Below are 16,947 nucleotides of genomic sequence, written 5' to 3'. Positions count from 1 at the left end.
CGGGATCCAGTCCTTTGGCCACGCACACGCCGACTTACGGCCAGAACGACTCTTTCAGTCGCTGCGTCTGAGGTTCTCACTGGATCCCGGCGTCCGCCGGGATGAGCGGCGGTGGGGTACGGGTGCACTCTAAGCCGAGGCGGCGGCTTCCGCCGCCCGGCGGGCCTTCTTGGCTTCGATCCGCGTCCAGATACGGTCGTGCAGGGTGAAGAAGACCGTCTGCACCAGGGGCTCGACTGTGCCGATGGCCAGGGCGATGCGCCAGTCGCGGGTCAGGGCGAAAGCCACGAGCACCGCCACGGCGAAGTGCATGACGCCATAGGTCACGGTCTTCAGCGCCACCTGTTTCAGGCTGCGGGGCAGGGCGTGGCTGTGGCCGTGATGGTTGTGCACGCGGTTCTGCTCGTGGGCGTTCATCAGCTCCAGACGGGCGGTGACGGCCTCGGCGGTTTCCTCGAAGCCTGACAGCATCCGGCGTTGCTCGACCCGGCGCCAGACCCGGTCGTGGATGGAATAGGCGAGGGTCTGGAAGATCGGTTCGACCACCCCGACCGCCAGGGCGATGCGCCAGTCGCGGGTCAGGGCGAAGGCCACGAGGATGGCCACGATCAGGTGCATGAGGCCGTAGCTCGCGATCTTGAGCGCGAGGCGTCGGGCGGTGCTGATCAATATGCGAACCATTCGCAATATGTGGGTTTGAACGCGCCGGGACGCAAGGCAATTCCTCTTATTCCCGGCATAGGTCCGTCTTGGGGTTGCGGTGGCCCGCCCTCGGGCGCTATACGCGGCCCGCAAAACGGAGACTCCTCATGGAGATACGCGAAGGCCTAACCTTCGACGATGTTTTGCTCGAACCCGGCCCGTCCGAGATCATGCCAGCGATGGCGGATGTCTCGACCCAGCTGACGCGCAACATCAAACTGAACATCCCGCTGCTGTCGTCCGCCATGGACACAGTGACCGAAAGCCGTCTGGCGATCGCCATGGCGCAGGCCGGCGGCCTGGGCGTGCTTCATCGCAACATGACCATCGAGGAGCAGGCCGAGCAGGTCCGCACCGTCAAACGCTATGAAAGCGGCATGGTCATCAACCCGGTGACCGTCTCGCCCGACACGACCCTGGGCGAGGTTCGCCAGATCGTCGAACGCAAGAAGATCACCGGCTTCCCGGTGGTCGATCCGGCGACGGGCAAGCTGGTCGGCATGCTGACCAACCGCGACATGCGGTTCGAGAGCGATCCGTCGATCAAGGCCTCGGCCCTGATGACCACGGGCGACCTGATCACCGTGCGCGAAGGCGCCGGTCGTGAAGAGGCGTGGAACCTGCTGCGCACGCGCAAGATCGAACGCGTCATCGTCGTCGACGAGGCTTATCGCGCGGTCGGCCTGATCACGATGAAGGACATCGAGAAGGCCCAGGCCTTCCCGAACGCCGCCAAGGACGAGCAGGGCCGCCTGCTGGTCGGCGCCGCCTCGACCGTCGGCGATGCGGGCTATGAGCGCGCCATGGCCCTGGCCGAAGCGGGCTGCGACGTGGTGGTGATCGACACCGCCCACGGCCACTCGATCTCGGTCGCCCAGGTGGTCGAGCGCATCAAGCGCGAGAACAACCGCCTGCAGATCATCGCCGGCAACGTCGCCACCTATGACGCCACCCGCGCCCTGATCGACGCGGGCGCCGACGCCGTGAAGGTCGGGATCGGTCCGGGCAGCATCTGCACCACCCGCATCGTCGCGGGCGTGGGCGTGCCGCAACTGACCGCCGTGATGGACGCCGCCCGTGCGGCCAAGGACAGCGGTTCGTCGGTCATCGCCGACGGCGGCATCAAGTATTCGGGCGATCTGGCCAAGGCCATCGCAGCCGGCGCCAGCGTGGCCATGATGGGCTCGATGTTCGCCGGCACCGACGAAAGCCCCGGCGAGGTCTTCCTGTACCAGGGCCGGACCTACAAGTCGTATCGCGGCATGGGCTCGGTCGGAGCCATGGGCGCCGGCTCGGCCGACCGCTACTTCCAGAAGGAAGTCTCGACCGAGAAGCTGGTCCCCGAAGGCATCGAGGGTCAGACGGCCTACAAGGGTCCGATCTCTCCGGTGCTGCACCAGATGGTCGGGGGCTTGCGCGCCTCCATGGGCTATGTCGGCGCCGCCACGATCAAGGACTTCCAGGAACGCGCCCGTTTCGTGCGCATCACCAATGCGGGTCTGCGCGAAAGCCATGTCCACGACGTGATGATCACGCGCGAAGCGCCGAACTATCGTCAGGGCTGACCTGATCCGCTCCCGGTTCCAGCCGGGAGCGGTTTCGTTTCGAGCGGATGCGGAGGATAGGGCGTGACGACTGAACTGACCTATCTGGCGGCCGTGTTGATCCTGGCCCTGGTGCAGATCCTTCTGCCGGCGGGCGCTCGCCTGCTCGAGTTCGGCGTCGCCTGGAACGCCGGCGCGCGCGATCAGACGCCGGAGCCCAAGCATCCGCTGACCGGCCGCCTCGAAAGAGCCCAGCGGAACCTCTATGAGACCCTGCCGCTCTTCATCGGCGCCGTCCTGATCGCCCATGTCACGGGTCAGGAAAGCGCTCTGACCCTGTGGGGCGCAGCCTTCTATTTCTGGGCGCGCGTCGCCTATATTCCGCTCTACGCCCTTGGCGTGCCCTATATCCGGTCGTTGGTCTGGCTGGTCTCGTTCGCGGGACTGGCGATGATCCTCACGGCCCTTTTCATTTGAGATCCGATTGACTCCTGCAGCCCGCCTCGCCGCCGCCGCCTCCGTCCTCGACAGCATCGCCCACAGCCGCCAGCCGGCCGAGGTGGTGCTGAAGGCATGGGGCGCCGCCAACCGTTACGCGGGGTCCGGGGATCGTCGCGCCATCGCCGACCGCGTCTATAAGGTCATCCGCGCCCGCGGCCGTCTGGTCTGGGCCATGGGCGGACGTGAAGACGGCCGGGCTCTGGTCATCGGTTCGCTGTCGCTGATCGACGGTCTGCCGCTGGACGAGATCGAATTGCTGCACTCGGGCGAGGGCTATGGCCCGCGTCCGCTGTCGAAGCAGGAGCGCGGCCGTATCACCTCGGCGCCGGGCGAACTGCCCGGCTGGGTCGCCGCCGGCCTGCCCGAGTTCGTGGTCGAGGACTTCAAGATCACGTTCGGCGACCGCTGGACCGAAGAAGCCCACGAACTGATGGCGCCGCGCGCGCCCATCGACCTGCGCGTCAACGTCGCGAAAACCACGGTCGCGGCCGTCGAGGCGGAACTGGTCGCAGCCGGTCTGTCGCCCGTGCGCACGCCCTGGTCGGCCGTGGGCCTGCGCCTGTCGGCCGAGCCCCCGCCCAACGTCCAGGCGCTGGAGGCCTTCAAGCAGGGCCATATCGAAATTCAGGACGAAGGCAGTCAGGTCGCCTGCTGGCTGACGGGCGTCGTGCCCGGCATGACCGTGGTCGACTATTGCGCCGGCGGCGGCGGCAAGACCGTGGGTCTGGCCATGCTGGGCCAGCCGGTCATGACCAAGGCACCCAAGGTTCAGGCCGAGGCCGCGCCGGTCGCCGCCTGGTCGCCGGTCGGCGGGGACGGGGAGGCGGCTCCGGTCGCCAAGCCCAAGGCCAAGCCGGTCGAGATCACCAGCAACATCCGCCTGTTCGCCTATGACGTGGTGAAGAAGCGTCTGGACAACATCCGTCCGCGTCTGGCCCGCGCCGGCGTCACCGCCGACCTTCGCCTGCTGGGCCAGAACGGCGGCGGGGTCGAGGACCTAGTGCGTCAAGCCGACGTGGTTCTGGTCGACGCGCCGTGCAGCGGTTCGGGCACCTGGCGTCGTCGTCCCGAGGACGCCTGGCGTCTGAAGCCGTCCGAGGTCGAGCGCCTGCACGCCCTGCAGGTCCAGATTCTGGATCGCGCCTCGGCCCTCGTGAAGCCGGGCGGCCGTCTGGTCTTCGTCACCTGCTCCATGCTGCGCGGCGAGAACGAGGCCACGGCCGACGCCTTCGAGGAAAACCACCCCGAGTTCGCGCCCGTGCCGGTCGCCGAGGCACTGAACAGCCCGGCCCTGACCGACGCTGCGCGCGATCGTCTGGGCGCCCTGGCGGCTGGCGGTCATCGCCTGCGTCTGTCGCCCGCCTCGACCGGCACCGACGGCTTCTTCGCCGCCGTCTATGAGCGGACGGCGTGAGCGAGGGCCGCTCAGAAACCATCTATGGCCTGACGGTCCTGCCCGTCATGGCGGCGCCGGCTGAATACGGCGCCGCCCTTCAGGCGCGCATCGTGCCGCTGATGACCGGGGTCGGGCCGGTCGAGGCGGCGATCGCCCTGACGGCCGCCCTGACGCGGCTGGAGGCGGGCGACGCCCTGCCGGACCTGATCGTCTCGCTGGGCTCGTGCGGGTCGCGCGACCTGGACCATGCGGCGGTCTATCAGGCCTCGTCCGTCAGCTATCGCGACATGGACGCCAGCCCGCTGGGGTTCGAGAAGGGGCGGACGCCTCTGCTGGACCTCCCGGCCATCCTGCCTCTGCCTTGCCCCATTCCCGGCGTGCCGACGGCGACCCTGTCGACCGGCGCCAATGTCGTCTCAGGCGCCGCCTATGACGCCATCGACGCCGAGATGGTGGACATGGAGACCTTCGCCCTGCTGCGCGTCGCCCAGACGTTTGGCGTGCCGCTGGTGGCGCTTCGCGGCGTCAGCGACGGCAAGAGCGAGCTGACCAAGCTTGAGGACTGGACCTCCACCCTGCACCACGTCGACGCCAATCTGGCGCTCGCCTGGGACCGTCTGAGCGAGGTGCTGACGACGCAAGGGCTGGCTGCCTTGGTCGATGTTCCCGCCTCGCGACTTGATCCCGACGTCTTCACCCGTCAAGAACCCGCCCCATCAACGCCCGCTTCGGATTCTGAGTCCTCATGACCGCCCCTCATACGCATGAAGCCGTCCTCATCGTCGATTTCGGCAGTCAGGTGACGCAACTGATCGCGCGGCGACTGCGCGAAGCCGGCGTCTATTGCGAGATCCATCCGTTCAACAAGGCGGGCGAGGCGCTGAAGGCGATGGCGCCCAAGGCCATCATCCTGTCGGGCGGCCCCAACTCGACCACGGACGCCGACAGCCCCAAGGCTGACCACGCCCTGTTCGACGCCGGCGTGCCGGTGCTGGGCATCTGCTACGGCGAACAGACCATCTGCGCCGAGCTGGGCGGTAAGGTCGAGAGCGGCCACCATGCCGAGTTCGGCCGCGCCGAGATCGTCATCACCCGCGAGAGCCCGCTGTTCGCCGGCATCGGCGCCCTCGATCACCGCGAGCCGGTATGGATGAGCCACGGCGACCGCGTCACCGCCATCCCCGAAGGCTTCCACGTCATCGCCACCTCGGAAGGCGCGCCCTTCGCCGCCATCGCTGACGAGGAGCGCAAGATCTACGGCGTGCAGTTCCACCCGGAGGTGATGCACACCCCGCGCGGCGCCGTGATCCTGAAGAACTTCACCCACGGCATCGCCGGCCTGACCGGCGACTGGACCATGGCCGCCTATCGCGACGAGCAGATCGCCAAGATCCGCGAGCAGGTCGGCTCGGCCAAGGTGGTCTGCGGCCTGTCGGGCGGGGTGGACTCGTCTGTCGCCGCCGTCCTGATCCACGAAGCCATCGGCGACCAGCTGACCTGCGTCTTCGTGGACACCGGCCTGCTGCGCAAGGAGGAGGCGACCCAGGTCACGACCCTCTTCCGCGAGCACTACAACATCCCGCTGGTACATGTTGATGCGTCGAAGGAATTCCTCGGCGAACTGGCCGGGATTTCGGACCCCGAGACCAAGCGCAAGACCATCGGCCGCGTCTTCATCGAGATTTTCGACCGCGAGGCCGCCAAGATCGACGGCGCCGAGTTCCTGGCCCAGGGCACCCTCTATCCCGACGTGATCGAGAGCGTCTCGGCCTCGGGCGGACCCTCGGCGGTGATCAAGAGCCACCACAATGTCGGCGGCCTGCCGGACTTCATGAAGCTGAAGCTGGTCGAGCCGCTGCGCGAACTGTTCAAGGACGAGGTCCGCGCCCTGGGCCGCGAGCTGGGCCTGACCGACGCCTTCGTCGGACGCCACCCCTTCCCGGGGCCGGGTCTGGCCATCCGCATCCCCGGTGAGATCACGCCCGAAGCGGTGGCGACCCTGCAAGACGCCGACGCCATCTACCTCGACGAAATCCGCAAGGCGGGTCTCTACGACGATATCTGGCAGGCCTTCGCCGTCCTGTTGCCGGTCAAGACGGTCGGCGTCATGGGCGACGCTCGGACCTATGAAAAGGTCCTGGCCCTGCGCGCCGTCACCTCGACCGACGGCATGACCGCCGACTTCTACCAGTTCCCCTGGGACATCCTGGCCAAGACCGCCACGCGCATCATCAACGAAGTCCGCGGCGTCAACCGCGTCGTCTACGACGTGACGTCGAAGCCCCCCGGCACCATCGAGTGGGAATGAAGGCTTGGTGTAATGTTAGCAATAACAATAGCTTAAGTGCCGTGCCAGATAGTCGATTTCACATGGTCAATGAGCCTTGGCCTTGGCTAAGTGTTTGAAAAGTCGGGCTCGAGGCGATCAAAGCCGGAAACGATGGCGCTCTGCGCCTCGAGGCCTGAGACGATCCGAGCCAGCTCCGTGCGTTTTTACACGGCCTCGACTCAAAGCTGCGGTTCGGAAGGTCTGCTTTGGGACCTATCGCCGGGGCCGCTCGGACGGGTCTTCGCCAAAGGCTCAGTGAGGCCAGCGTTCGGTGAGGAACTGGGCCTCGCCGTCGGCGAAACGAATCTCGGCCGAGGGTTCCGCCGGCTGTCCGGGCGCAAACAGTTCGAAGATGGCGATCCCGTCCTTCTGAACGCTCTCGATGATGCGCTCGGGGCGGGCCTGTCTCAGGACGCTATCTGTCAGGGCGCGGACGGGTTCTGGCATTTCTTCGAAGGCCAGGTCGCGTTGGATCTCGACGATATCGAAGCGCCCGTCGATCTGCTGGACATCCAATTCGATCTCGGTCCCGTCAGGCCGTTGGCCGGCCACGTCGAAATAGATGCGGTCCTCGCGTTCCTTGCGCTCGGCGCCAGTGATGGTCAGGCCGGACGACGCCGCCAGCACTTGGGCAGTCAGGGCGGGGGGCAGTTCAGCCGGGGTCAGAGGCGTGATGACGGAGTGCGGCCCTGAGGCAGGGTGATCTGGACCACGGCGGCAGGACCAGGGAGGGCGAGCCTAGTCTGGCTCCTAACCCGCCGAGTAGCTGGTCTTGATCTGGGTGTAGAACTCCACCGCGGCGAAGCCCTGTTCGCGGGGGCCGTAGGAGGACTTCTTCGAGCCGCCGAAGGGCACGTGGTAGTCCACCCCGGCGGTGGCCAGGTTGACCATGGTCATGCCGGCGCGGGCGTTCCTCTGGAAGTCGCGGGCGTGTTTCAGCGACTGGGTGACGATGCCCGCCGACAGGCCGAATTCGACGCCGTTGGCGACGGCCAGGGCTTCTTCGTAGCTGGCGACGCGGATGGTCGAGGCGACGGGGCCGAAGACTTCCTCGGTGTTGATGCGCGCATCCGGCAGGGTGTCGGCGATCAGGGTCGGCTGGACGTACCAGCCCGGCTTGTCGAGGCTGAGGCGCTCGCCGCCGACGACAATGCGGCCGCCGCCGGCGCGGGCGATGTCGATGTAGTTGTAGGACACCTCGCGCTGGGCCTCGGTCACCGCCGGGCCCATCTGGGTGTTGGGGTCCAGGGCGTCGCCGACCCGCAGCGCCGCGACCTTCTCGGCCAGCAGCGCCACAAAGCGGTCGTGGATTCCGTCCTGCACGATCAGGCGGCTGGAGGCGGTGCAGCGCTGGCCGGTGGCGAAGAAGCTGCCGTCCAGGGCGATGGCGACCGCCCGCTCCAGATCGGCGTCGTTCAGCACGATCAGCGGGTTCTTGCCGCCCATCTCCAATTGCACGCGGGCCTGACGCTTCATCGCGCCCTCGGCCACGCCGGCGCCGACGGCCTGCGAGCCGGTGAAGCTGATGCCGTCCACGCCCGGATGGGCGACGATGGCGCGGCCCACGTCGCCGTCGCCGATGACCATGTTGACCACGCCCTTGGGCAGGCCCGCCTCATGCAGGACAGCGATCAGGGCCTCGGCCGTGGCCGGCGTCGGACCGGCCGGCTTGATCACGACCGTGTTGCCGAAGGCGATGGCGGGGGCGATCTTCCAGGCCGGAATGGCGATGGGGAAGTTCCACGGTGTGATCAGGCCGAAGACGCCGACCGGCTGGCGATAGGTCTGAATCTCCACCCCCGGACGGGTCGAAGTCAGGTTCTGGCCGTGAACGCGCAGCGCCTCGCCGGCGAAATACTTCAGGATGCGGCCAGCGCGGACGGTCTCGCCGATGCCCTCGGCCAGGGTCTTGCCCTCTTCGCGCGACAGCAGGCGGCCGATCTGTTCGCGCCGCTCCATGATCATCGAGCCCGCCCGGTCCAGCACGTCGAAGCGGACCTCGGGCGAGGCGTCGGCCCAGCCGGGGAAGGCTGCCCGCGCCGCCTGTACCGCCTGATCCACCTCGGCCGCCCCGCCCTTGGGCGTGCGGGCCACGACGTCGCGCGTATCGGACGGGTTCAGGCTCTCGCCCGCCAGCGCCCCGCCGACCTTCTCGCCGCCGATCCAGTGGGAGAGTTCGAGCGTGTCCGTCATGGGAAGCGTCCTTTGCCTTGGCCTTTGGCGATATGGTCTAGCGGCCCGCCGACCGGATGCGAACCTTCAAGACGGCATAGATCAAGAGCATTCGGGTATTGATCCAGCATCGTCGGATCAAGCCAAAAGCAGCATCGGTCGATAGTCCCTTTGGCTTAGACCGGAATGGTCGCCCTCGATACGGTCCTTCCCAGACGCGAATGAGAGCGCCGTTGGGGCTGCTTTTCCGCGAGAAGACAGGGAATTCCATGTCCAGAATGACCCCGGCGGAGATGGCCGGAACGATTGGCGGCGGCCTGCTGTCCTTCCCCGTCACCCACTTCGACGCCCAGGGCCGTTTTGTCGAAGCGGCCTATCGCGAGCACTGCGACTGGATGCTGCAGAACGATCTCGCCGGTCTGTTCGCGGCGGGCGGCACGGGCGAGTTCTTTTCGTTGAAGCCGTCGGAAGTCGAGGCAGTCGTCAGGGCCGCCGTCGCCGAGACGAACGGGCGCACGCCGGTCATCGCCGGGGCCGGTCATGGGACCGCCATCGCGGTCGAGATGGCGCAGTCGGCCGAGGCCGCTGGCGCGGATGGCGTCCTGCTGCTTCCTCCCTATCTGATGTTCCCGGGGCAGGAGGGCCTGGCCGCCCACGTCGAGGCCGTGTGCAAGTCCACCAAGCTGGGCGTCATCGTCTATAATCGCGACAACGCCATCCTGAACGCCGACACGCTGGAGAAGCTGTGCGCGCGCAACCCGAACCTAGTCGGGTTCAAGGACGGCGTCGGCGAAATCGAGCTGATGATGCAGGTTTATGCCCGCCTGGGCGACCGGCTGACCTATATCGGCGGCCTGCCGACGGCCGAGACCTTTGCGCCGGCCTATCTGGAGATGGGCGTGACGACCTATTCCTCGGCCATCTTCAACTTCGTGCCGGACTTCGCGCTGAACTTCTACAAGGCGGTGCGGGCGCGGGATCACGAGACGATCATGGCGGGCCTGCGCGATTTCGTGCTGCCCTACATCGCCCTGCGCAACAAGGGCAAGGGCTATGCCGTGTCCATCGTCAAGGCGGGCATGACTGCCGTCGGCCGCACCGCCGGCCCGGTGCGCACGCCCCTGGTCGACCTGAAGGACAGCGAGTTCGCCGAGCTTCAAGCCCTGATCGCCCGCATCCAGCCGACGTCGGCCAAGCTCGCGGCGAACGGCTAGGGCATGACCTGTTCCCATCGGATCGAAGCGCCTAGGCTCATCGATCCGATGGAGGGGGGACCATGTTCGAACTGAGCCAACTGCGCTGCTTCGTGGCCGTGGCCGAAGAACTTCACTTCGGTCGGGCGGCGATGCGCCTGAACATGACCCAGCCCCCGCTGAGCCGACAGGTGCAACTGCTGGAGCGCATTCTCGGCGTGGTGCTGCTGGATCGGACCAGCCGGTCGGTGCGGCTGACGCCGGCCGGTCGGTCCTTCCTGATCGAGGCGCGCCGCATCCTGCGTCTGGCCGAGTCGGCGTCGCTGGCGACGCGGCGGATCGCCAGCGGCGAGGCGGGCCGGGTGGCGATCGGCTTCACCGCCGCCTCGGGCTACAGTTTCCTGCCCAAGCTGGTCGAACTGGCACGCGAGCGTCTCCCCAGCGTCGACCTGGCGTTGCGGGAAATGGTGACTGGCGAACAGATCGAGGCCCTGCTGACGGGGCGGATTGATCTGGGGCTAATCCGGCCGCCGCTGAACCGGCCCGAGTTCGACAAACTGCGGGTCATGACCGAGTCTCTGGTGGCCGCCCTGCCGTCCGGCGATCCCAGGCTGGAGAAGCCAGTCCTGTCGCTGAGCGATTTCGACGCCCTGCCGATGATCATGTATGCGCCCGAGGGGGCCGGCTATTTCCATGGCATGCTCAGCGGCCTGTTCGATGCGGCGGGGGTCTCGCCGCAACAGGTCCAGCACATGAGCCAGATCCATTCCATCCTGGCCCTGGTCCACGCCCGCATCGGCACGGCGGTGGTGCCAGAGGCGGCGATGCGCCTGCATTTCGACGGGGTCGAGTTCCGCCCGCTGGACATCACGCCCGCGCGGCCGGTCGAGCTGTTCGTGGCCTGGCGACGCGATAATGACAATCCGAGCCTGAAACCGCTGCTCGACCTGTTCAGAGCTCAGGTTGAGGACGAGGCTCCCTGAAGGACGTTTCATGACCCTGAACCCGACGCGTCGAACCCTTGGCACGCTTGGCGGGGGACTGGTTCTGGCCGTGATGGCCGGCGGCGTTCACGCCGAGGGCGCGTCGCCCGTCGCCGAGACCCGCCACGGCAAGGTGCGCGGCTATGTCGATCGCGACATCAAGGTCTTCAAGGGCGTACGTTACGGCGCGGACACCAGCGCCCGTCGCTTTCGTCCGGCGGAGAAGCCCGCGGCCTGGAACGGGGTCGCGGACGCCACAGCCTATGGCCACGCCTCGCCGCAGAAGAGCAGCGAGCCGGATCAGGCCGAGGACTGCCTGTTCCTCAATGTCTGGACTCCGGCCCTGGCCGACGGCGGGGCGCGGCCGGTCATGGTCTATGTGCACGGCGGAGCGCACGCCAACGGCTCGGGCTCCAGCCCGCTTTATGACGGCGTGGCCCTGTGCCGCCGCGGCGACGTGGTGGTGATGACGGTCAATCACCGGCTGAACGTCTTCGGCTACAACGGTCTGGGGCAACTGCTGGGCGGCGAGTTCGCGGCCTCGGGCAGCGTCGGCAATCTGGACCTGATCCTGGCGCTGGAATGGGTGCGCGACAACATCGCCGGCTTCGGCGGCGATCCGTCGAACGTCACCGTGTTCGGCCAGTCGGGCGGGGGCGCCAAGCTGGTGACCCTGATGGCCATGCCCCGCGCGGCGGGCCTCTATCACCGCGTCATCACCATGAGCGGCCAGCATGTGACGGCCATGGGGCCGCAGCACGCCGAACTGCGGATGCGGCGCTTCCTTGAACACCTGGGGCTGACGCCCGATCGAGCCGGCGAGTTGGCGACCTTGCCGGCGGGACGGCTGGTCGAGGCCCTGTCGATGGCTGATCCGCTCGAGAAGGGTGGGATCTATTTTCACTCGGTGATGGATCACGAGACCCTGCCGCGGCATCCCTTCGTGCCGGATGCGCCGCGCGAGAGCGGCCACATCCCCATGATCATCGGCAACACCCACGACGAAGCGCGCGCCTTCACGGCGGGGGACGAGCGGAACTTCCACCTGACCTGGGACACGGTGGCGGCCAAGCTGGCGCCCGAGTTCGTGGTCGATCTGAACGCCCAGTATGTCGTCGACTGGTACCGCCAGCGCTTTCCGCAGATGTCGCCCAGCGACGTCTTCTTCGCGGCGGCGACGTGCGGACGCTCGCGGCCGGGTCATCTGATCCAGGCCGAGGAAAGGGCGAAGCTGAAGGGGCCGACCTGGATGTATCAGCTGGACTTCGGCTCGCCGGTCGAGCCGCGTCTGGGCGCCTACCACAGCTTCGACATCGCCCTAGCCTTCGATAACTGCGACAAGCCGGGGTCGAAGACGGGAACGGGGCCAGAGGCGCTGAAGGTCGTCGAGACGATGAGCGAGACCTTCATCGCCTTCGCGCGGACGGGCGATCCGAACAATGCGGCGGTCCCCGGTTGGAGGCGCTACACCTTGCCTGAACGGGCGACGATGATCTTCGACGTCGATAGCCGAAGTGAGAACGATCCGCGCGCTGACGAACGTCGCCTGTTCCAGACCGCGCCCTTCCTGAAGCAGGGAACCTAGTCGCAGGCGTCAAGGGGGATGGCCTCGGCCATGGCTTGATAGCCGGCGTCGGACGGGTGCAGCCAGTCGCCGCTGTGGAAGGCGGTCCGCAAGCGCGCAGGTGCGGTTGGATCGCGGAGGATGGCGTCGAAATCGACGACGCCGTCGGCCTCGGCCTGATCGCGCAGCCAGGCATTGACGGCCTGCCGGATCGCTTCGCCTTCGGGGGTGAAGTAGTTAGCGCCCTCGAAGGGCGGAAGGGTTGCCAGGACGACCTTTAGCCCGGCCGCCTGGGCGCGGCGGATCACCTGACGATAGGCGGCGATCAGGTCATCGGGGCTGACGACCTGATGCTCATACTGCGGCCGGGCGGGGCGGCCGATGTCGTTAATGCCTTCCAACAGGATCAGGCAGCGCGCGCCGGAGGGAACCAGGGCGTCGGCGTCCAGCCGCTCCAGACCCGACGGCCCCGAGCCCCGATGCAGCAGACGGTTGCCGCCGATCCCGGCGTTGATGATCGCCCACGGACGCCCGGTCTCGACCAGACGCGCCGCCAGCCGTTCCGGCCATCCTCCCGCGCCGCCGGGCAGGGCACCGGTGCCTTCGGTGATGGAGTCGCCGAAGGCCACGATGACGCCAGTCGGCGTGGCGCTCTCGACCTCGATCCCGGCCAGCAGGGCGCCCAGCCGCAGGGGCGCGCTTTCGGCGCCGTCCGCGCTGCGCAGGGTCTGACGCAACCGGTGCGTCGGCAGGCGCGTGGGGCGGGGCAGGGCGATGCTGACCGTCACCCGATCCATGGCGGCGACCGGCAGGTCGATCGGGTCCGAAACCAGCGGCGCGCCCGCGGGAAGGACCGGCGCGTGGCCGCCGCCGAAGCGGACCTCGCGCGTCAGGTCGTCCAGATGCACGGTCACGGCGCCGAGGGCCACGGGGTCGGCGCTGTAGGCGTTCGACAGGCGCAGCCGGATGCGCCCGCCCGACGCCGTCACCCGCGCGGTCTGGGTCAGGATCACGCCCTCGACGACCGCCGGCCCCAGCGGACCGCGCACGTCCCTGGGGTTGGGGGCGGAGGCGGGGCCGACGGGGCCGGCCTCCGACGAGGGCGGAAAGGCGTAGGCGGCGACCCAGCGTTCCTGAGCGACGGCTGGGCTGACGGCTAGGCCCAGCAGTCCCAGACCGACAACGAGGGGGCGACGCCCTATCGACGCCACGGAAATTTCAGCGTCGGCGGATTGACGTAGCGGTCCATGGTCAGGACCAGGCGCGCGCCCGCGCCCGGCTCCAGCCGTAGGTTGAAGTCGGGCCCGTTCACGGCGCGGCGACTGTCGCCGATCTGCACGTCGCGGATGCGGTGCTCGCCATAGCCGCCGCCCTGGATGACGACGGTGCGGGCCTCGGTCTGGCTGAGGTTGACCAGGGTGACGCAGGTCTCGGTCGCGGTCATCCGATCGATCAGGGCGGCCGTGTCCGGCGGCAGGCCGGCGCGGCGCGCGTCGGCGTCGAAGTAGCGCAGACGGGCGTAGAGCGGCGACCCGCCGGCGTTGGCGCTGCTGGGCGCCCAGGACGGCCGGGCGATGTGCAGGGCGCCCATGGTCTGATGCATCAGGGCGGTGATGCTGCACGGATTGATGTCCAGCACGCCGTCGGCCAGACGGGTGTCGGGCGTGGTGGTGTCCTCGCGCTGGGCCTTGGCGCGTTCAGCGACCTGGGCCAGATCGGCGCGCAGGGCGGTCTCGACCCAGCCCGGGTTGCGTCCCTCCAGATAGGCGACCCAGGGATGGTCCGGCGCGCGGCGGCGGTCGCTGTCCTTCATCGACAGCCACCAGATATCCAGGGTGTTGGCCTGATGCAGGCCGTCCTTGAAGCCGTACCAGCCGTCGGCGCCGTACATGGTCGGCGTCTGCACCTTGCCGTTGACGGTGCGTTTCTGGGCGTTGATGCGGTCGGCCTGGGCGCGCCAGGTCTGCAGATACTTGTCGTCGCCGGTCAGCAGATAGGCGTTGAAGAAGCCCATGGCGGTGCGCGGCACCCGGTTGCGGTCCTCGCGCTTGCCGGTGACCGGGTTCACGGGACTGAAACCCCAGCCGTAGGCGCCGCCCCACCACTTGCCGTCGGCGGCCGAGCCGATCACCCCGTCCAGGCCGATGTTGGAGGGCAGGATGTCGTCGTTGGCCCTGGCCCGCTCGGCCCAGGCGTCGATATAGCCCAGCAGCCAGTCGCGGTACTTGGGTTCCTGCTCCAGCATGAAGGCGTTCAGCGCCAGGGTGGTCGAGAACATGTTCAGCGGGTGGTCGCCGACGACGTCGGTGTATTCCTCGTAGTGCTGAAGCGTCTGTTCGTAGGTGTCCTCGCCGTGCTCCATGAAGAAGTGCGTCGGATCGAAGGGATCGCCGGCCCAGTCCAGCGCCGTCGCCTTGCGCAGCATCGGACCCTTGGAGCCGTTCATCAGGCTTCGGATGATCTTGTGCTGCGGATCGTAGTTCGGGGCGCTGGGGTCTTCGCCCATGTAAAGGCCGGCGAAGCGGTGGGCGCGGTCGCGGAAGCGGGGATTGTCCGGGTCAGACAGGCCCTGGACGTTGAACAGCGTCATCTCTTCGGCGTGATGCTGCCAGTCCAGCTGGACGTTGAATTCCTTATGGAACATGCCCTCGCGGGCGATCTCGACCTCGGTGGTCTTGGCCTCGGTGAACTGACGCAGGTGGCCTTCCCAGGCCTGGGTGTACATGGCCCTGACCCGGTCGGGCGCGCCGATGGCGTGCAGCAGGGGCCAGCCGTTGACGTTCTCGATGGCGTCGTCGGGGCCGTCGTTGGCACCCCAGCGCTCGAAGCAGAGGAAGTAGCCGCGCTCGTCGAAATAGCGGGCGTAGAAGGCTTCGCACGCCTCGGTGTTGGCCCGGATCAGCTCGCGTTGCAGCAGGGACCAGGTCGGCGCGGCCATGGGGGCGCCGACCTGGATCGCAGCGGCGTGCGCGGCCGAGGGCTTCCACGCCGTTCCCAGCGCAGCGACCGAGGCGCCGGCCAGAATCTGTCTGCGATCGAACCGCATCAGGCGTTCTCTTCCGCCGAGGCCAGGGTCAGGCGCTCGATCTTGCCGGTGATCAGGAAGTAGGCGGCGATGACCAGCAGGCAGTGCAGGCCCACGAACCATAGGGCGCCGTCGAACGAACCGGTCGCGGCGACGATGTAGCCGATGACGATCGGCGTCACGATGCCCGCCGTATTGCCGAAGGTGTTGAAGATGCCGCCGGTGACGCCGACGAACTCGCGCGGCGAGGTGTCGGACACCACGGCCCAGCCCAGGGAGGCTATGCCCTTGCCGAAGAAGGCCACGGCCATGACGGCCACGATCAGGGCCGAGCTTTCGATATAGGCGCAGGCGATGATCAGGGCCGACAGCAGCATGCCGATCAGCAGCGGCGTCTTGCGCGCGATGGTCAGCGAGCCGGTCTTCTTCAGCAGGGCGTCCGAGATGACCCCGCCCAGCACGCCGCCGGCAAAGCCGCACAGGGCCGGAGCGGCGGCCGCGAAGCCGGCCTCCAGAATGTTCAGACCGCGTTCCTTGACCAGATAGATCGGGAACCAGGTCACGAAGAAATAGGTCAGGACGTTGATGCCGTACTGGCCGATGAAGACGCCGATGAGCATGCGGCTTTTCAGCACCTGCTTGACGTTGGGCCAGGAGAAGGCGACCGCCTTGGTGACGGTACGGTCTTCCATGCGGATCAGGCCGCCGCCGGCCTCGATGTAGTCGAGTTCGGCCTGATTGACGCCGGGGTGGTCGACGGGGTTGCGCACCACCTTCCAGAAGACGAAGGCGGCGAGAATTCCCAGGCCGCCCATGACGAAGAAGACCGAGTGCCAGTCATAGGTATGCACCAGCCAGCCCATGAGGGGGGCGAAGACGACCAGCGAGAAGTACTGGGCCGAGTTGAAGATGGCCGAGGCTGTGCCGCGCTCCGAGCCCGGGAACCAGGCGGCGACCAGCCGGGCGTTGCCGGGGAAGGAGGGGCTTTCGGCCAGCCCGACCATGAAGCGCATGGCGAACAGACCGGCGAAGATCGCGCCGCCCGTCAGGAAGCCGGAGAAGCCCTGAACGAGGGTGAAGAAGGACCAGGCGGCGATGGCCAGGGTGTAGATCAGCTTGGTGCCGAAACGATCCAGCAGAGCGCCGCCCGGGATCTGGCCGATCACATAGGCCCAAGCGAAGGCGGACATGATGTAGCCCATCTGGATGGGGTCGAGACCCAGATCTTTCGACGCCGCATCGCCCGCGATCGAAAAGGTCGACCGGTCGGCGTAGTTGATCGTCGTCAGGAGGAAGATCAGCAAAAGGATGCCGTACCGCACCTTGGTGCGGGGCGGGTTCGCGGCGAGTGCGGCCGCAACTGTCCCGTCGATCATCTATGCGTTTCCTCGATCTGCGAGACCAGACCGGGGGCGTCGATCACCGCTGGCCGTCTCTCCCTCACAGCGCCTCTGCGGGCGCCTTTAGACCGACGATAGGCAGGAAGTCCGCCGGGCGTCTAAGCTAAAATCCCTATAGATCGATCCAGGTTTGGTATC

General features: G+C 67.5%; 14 protein-coding genes. 8 read left to right on the top strand and 6 right to left on the bottom strand.

The genetic code is table 11. The features are described from left to right. Positions 1-129: 129 nt before the first annotated feature. Entirely contained in the window at positions 130-669 is a 540-nt protein-coding gene (locus AC1DJ5_RS04260; RefSeq protein WP_477019795.1) for a DUF2061 domain-containing protein, read from the bottom strand. A 140-nt stretch (positions 670-809) separates the two neighbouring features. Here AC1DJ5_RS04260 and guaB point away from each other — a divergent pair, with 140 nt between their 5' ends. The 5 genes from guaB to guaA all read left to right on the top strand — a co-directional run bounded on the left by guaB (position 810) and on the right by guaA (position 6,451). After that, entirely contained in the window at positions 810-2,267 is a 1,458-nt protein-coding gene (gene guaB / locus AC1DJ5_RS04255) for an IMP dehydrogenase (protein ID WP_477019794.1), read from the top strand. Between the two features lie 63 nt (positions 2,268-2,330). Next, positions 2,331-2,723, top strand: coding sequence for an MAPEG family protein (locus tag AC1DJ5_RS04250; RefSeq protein ID WP_477019793.1), 393 nt, complete (start codon positions 2,331-2,333; stop codon positions 2,721-2,723). 7 nt (positions 2,724-2,730) lie between these two features. Then, the gene (locus tag AC1DJ5_RS04245; protein WP_477019792.1) at positions 2,731-4,161 is read left to right on the top strand and encodes an RsmB/NOP family class I SAM-dependent RNA methyltransferase; all 1,431 of its coding nucleotides are present in this window, start codon (positions 2,731-2,733) and stop codon (positions 4,159-4,161) included. Further along, entirely contained in the window at positions 4,158-4,892 is a 735-nt protein-coding gene (locus tag AC1DJ5_RS04240) for a 5'-methylthioadenosine/S-adenosylhomocysteine nucleosidase (RefSeq protein WP_477019791.1), read from the top strand. The genes AC1DJ5_RS04245 and AC1DJ5_RS04240 overlap by 4 nt, the downstream gene beginning before the upstream one ends. Then, entirely contained in the window at positions 4,889-6,451 is a 1,563-nt protein-coding gene (guaA, locus tag AC1DJ5_RS04235; RefSeq protein WP_477019790.1) for a glutamine-hydrolyzing GMP synthase, read from the top strand. Before AC1DJ5_RS04240 ends, guaA begins: the two co-directional genes overlap by 4 nt. A 273-nt stretch (positions 6,452-6,724) precedes the next feature. Here guaA and AC1DJ5_RS04230 read toward each other — a convergent pair whose 3' ends face one another. Both AC1DJ5_RS04230 and AC1DJ5_RS04225 read right to left on the bottom strand, forming a co-directional pair. Continuing rightward, positions 6,725-7,099, bottom strand: a complete 375-nt coding sequence (locus AC1DJ5_RS04230; RefSeq protein ID WP_477019789.1) for a hypothetical protein — start codon at positions 7,097-7,099, stop codon at positions 6,725-6,727. A 123-nt stretch (positions 7,100-7,222) separates the two neighbouring features. Next, positions 7,223-8,665: an aldehyde dehydrogenase family protein gene (locus tag AC1DJ5_RS04225; RefSeq protein WP_441455950.1), complete on the bottom strand. Its 1,443-nt coding sequence runs from the start codon at positions 8,663-8,665 to the stop codon at positions 7,223-7,225. 248 nt (positions 8,666-8,913) lie between these two features. Between AC1DJ5_RS04225 and kdgD the strand changes: the two genes are divergently transcribed. From kdgD to AC1DJ5_RS04210, 3 genes are all read left to right on the top strand, one after another. Continuing rightward, positions 8,914-9,858, top strand: a complete 945-nt coding sequence (gene kdgD / locus AC1DJ5_RS04220; protein WP_441455948.1) for a 5-dehydro-4-deoxyglucarate dehydratase — start codon at positions 8,914-8,916, stop codon at positions 9,856-9,858. Between the two features lie 62 nt (positions 9,859-9,920). After that, positions 9,921-10,820: a LysR substrate-binding domain-containing protein gene (locus AC1DJ5_RS04215; protein ID WP_477019788.1), complete on the top strand. Its 900-nt coding sequence runs from the start codon at positions 9,921-9,923 to the stop codon at positions 10,818-10,820. A 10-nt stretch (positions 10,821-10,830) separates the two neighbouring features. Further along, positions 10,831-12,405 carry a carboxylesterase/lipase family protein gene (locus tag AC1DJ5_RS04210; RefSeq protein ID WP_441455945.1) on the top strand — a complete coding sequence of 525 codons (1,575 nt, stop codon included), beginning with the start codon at positions 10,831-10,833 and terminating at the stop codon, positions 12,403-12,405. On the opposite strand, the gene AC1DJ5_RS04205 is transcribed toward AC1DJ5_RS04210, so the two are convergent. The 3 genes from AC1DJ5_RS04205 to AC1DJ5_RS04195 are packed head-to-tail and all read right to left on the bottom strand — an operon-like array spanning position 12,402 to position 16,785. After that, positions 12,402-13,595, bottom strand: a complete 1,194-nt coding sequence (locus AC1DJ5_RS04205; RefSeq protein ID WP_477019787.1) for an SGNH/GDSL hydrolase family protein — start codon at positions 13,593-13,595, stop codon at positions 12,402-12,404. The two genes, AC1DJ5_RS04210 and AC1DJ5_RS04205, sit on opposite strands and share 4 nt — an antisense overlap. After that, positions 13,583-15,430, bottom strand: coding sequence for a DUF8034 domain-containing protein (locus AC1DJ5_RS04200; RefSeq protein WP_477019786.1), 1,848 nt, complete (start codon positions 15,428-15,430; stop codon positions 13,583-13,585). Before AC1DJ5_RS04200 ends, AC1DJ5_RS04205 begins: the two co-directional genes overlap by 13 nt. Further along, positions 15,430-16,785 (bottom strand): MFS transporter, encoded by a 1,356-nt coding sequence (locus AC1DJ5_RS04195; RefSeq protein ID WP_477019785.1) that lies wholly within the window; start codon positions 16,783-16,785, stop codon positions 15,430-15,432. The genes AC1DJ5_RS04200 and AC1DJ5_RS04195 overlap by 1 nt, the downstream gene beginning before the upstream one ends. Between the last annotated feature and the right edge of the window lie 162 nt (positions 16,786-16,947).

It is taken from the genome of Brevundimonas sp. 01N35 (assembly GCF_056399785.1).
Note: the sequence above shows the minus strand (reverse complement) of the source record. Positions and strands in the feature narration are given on the sequence as shown.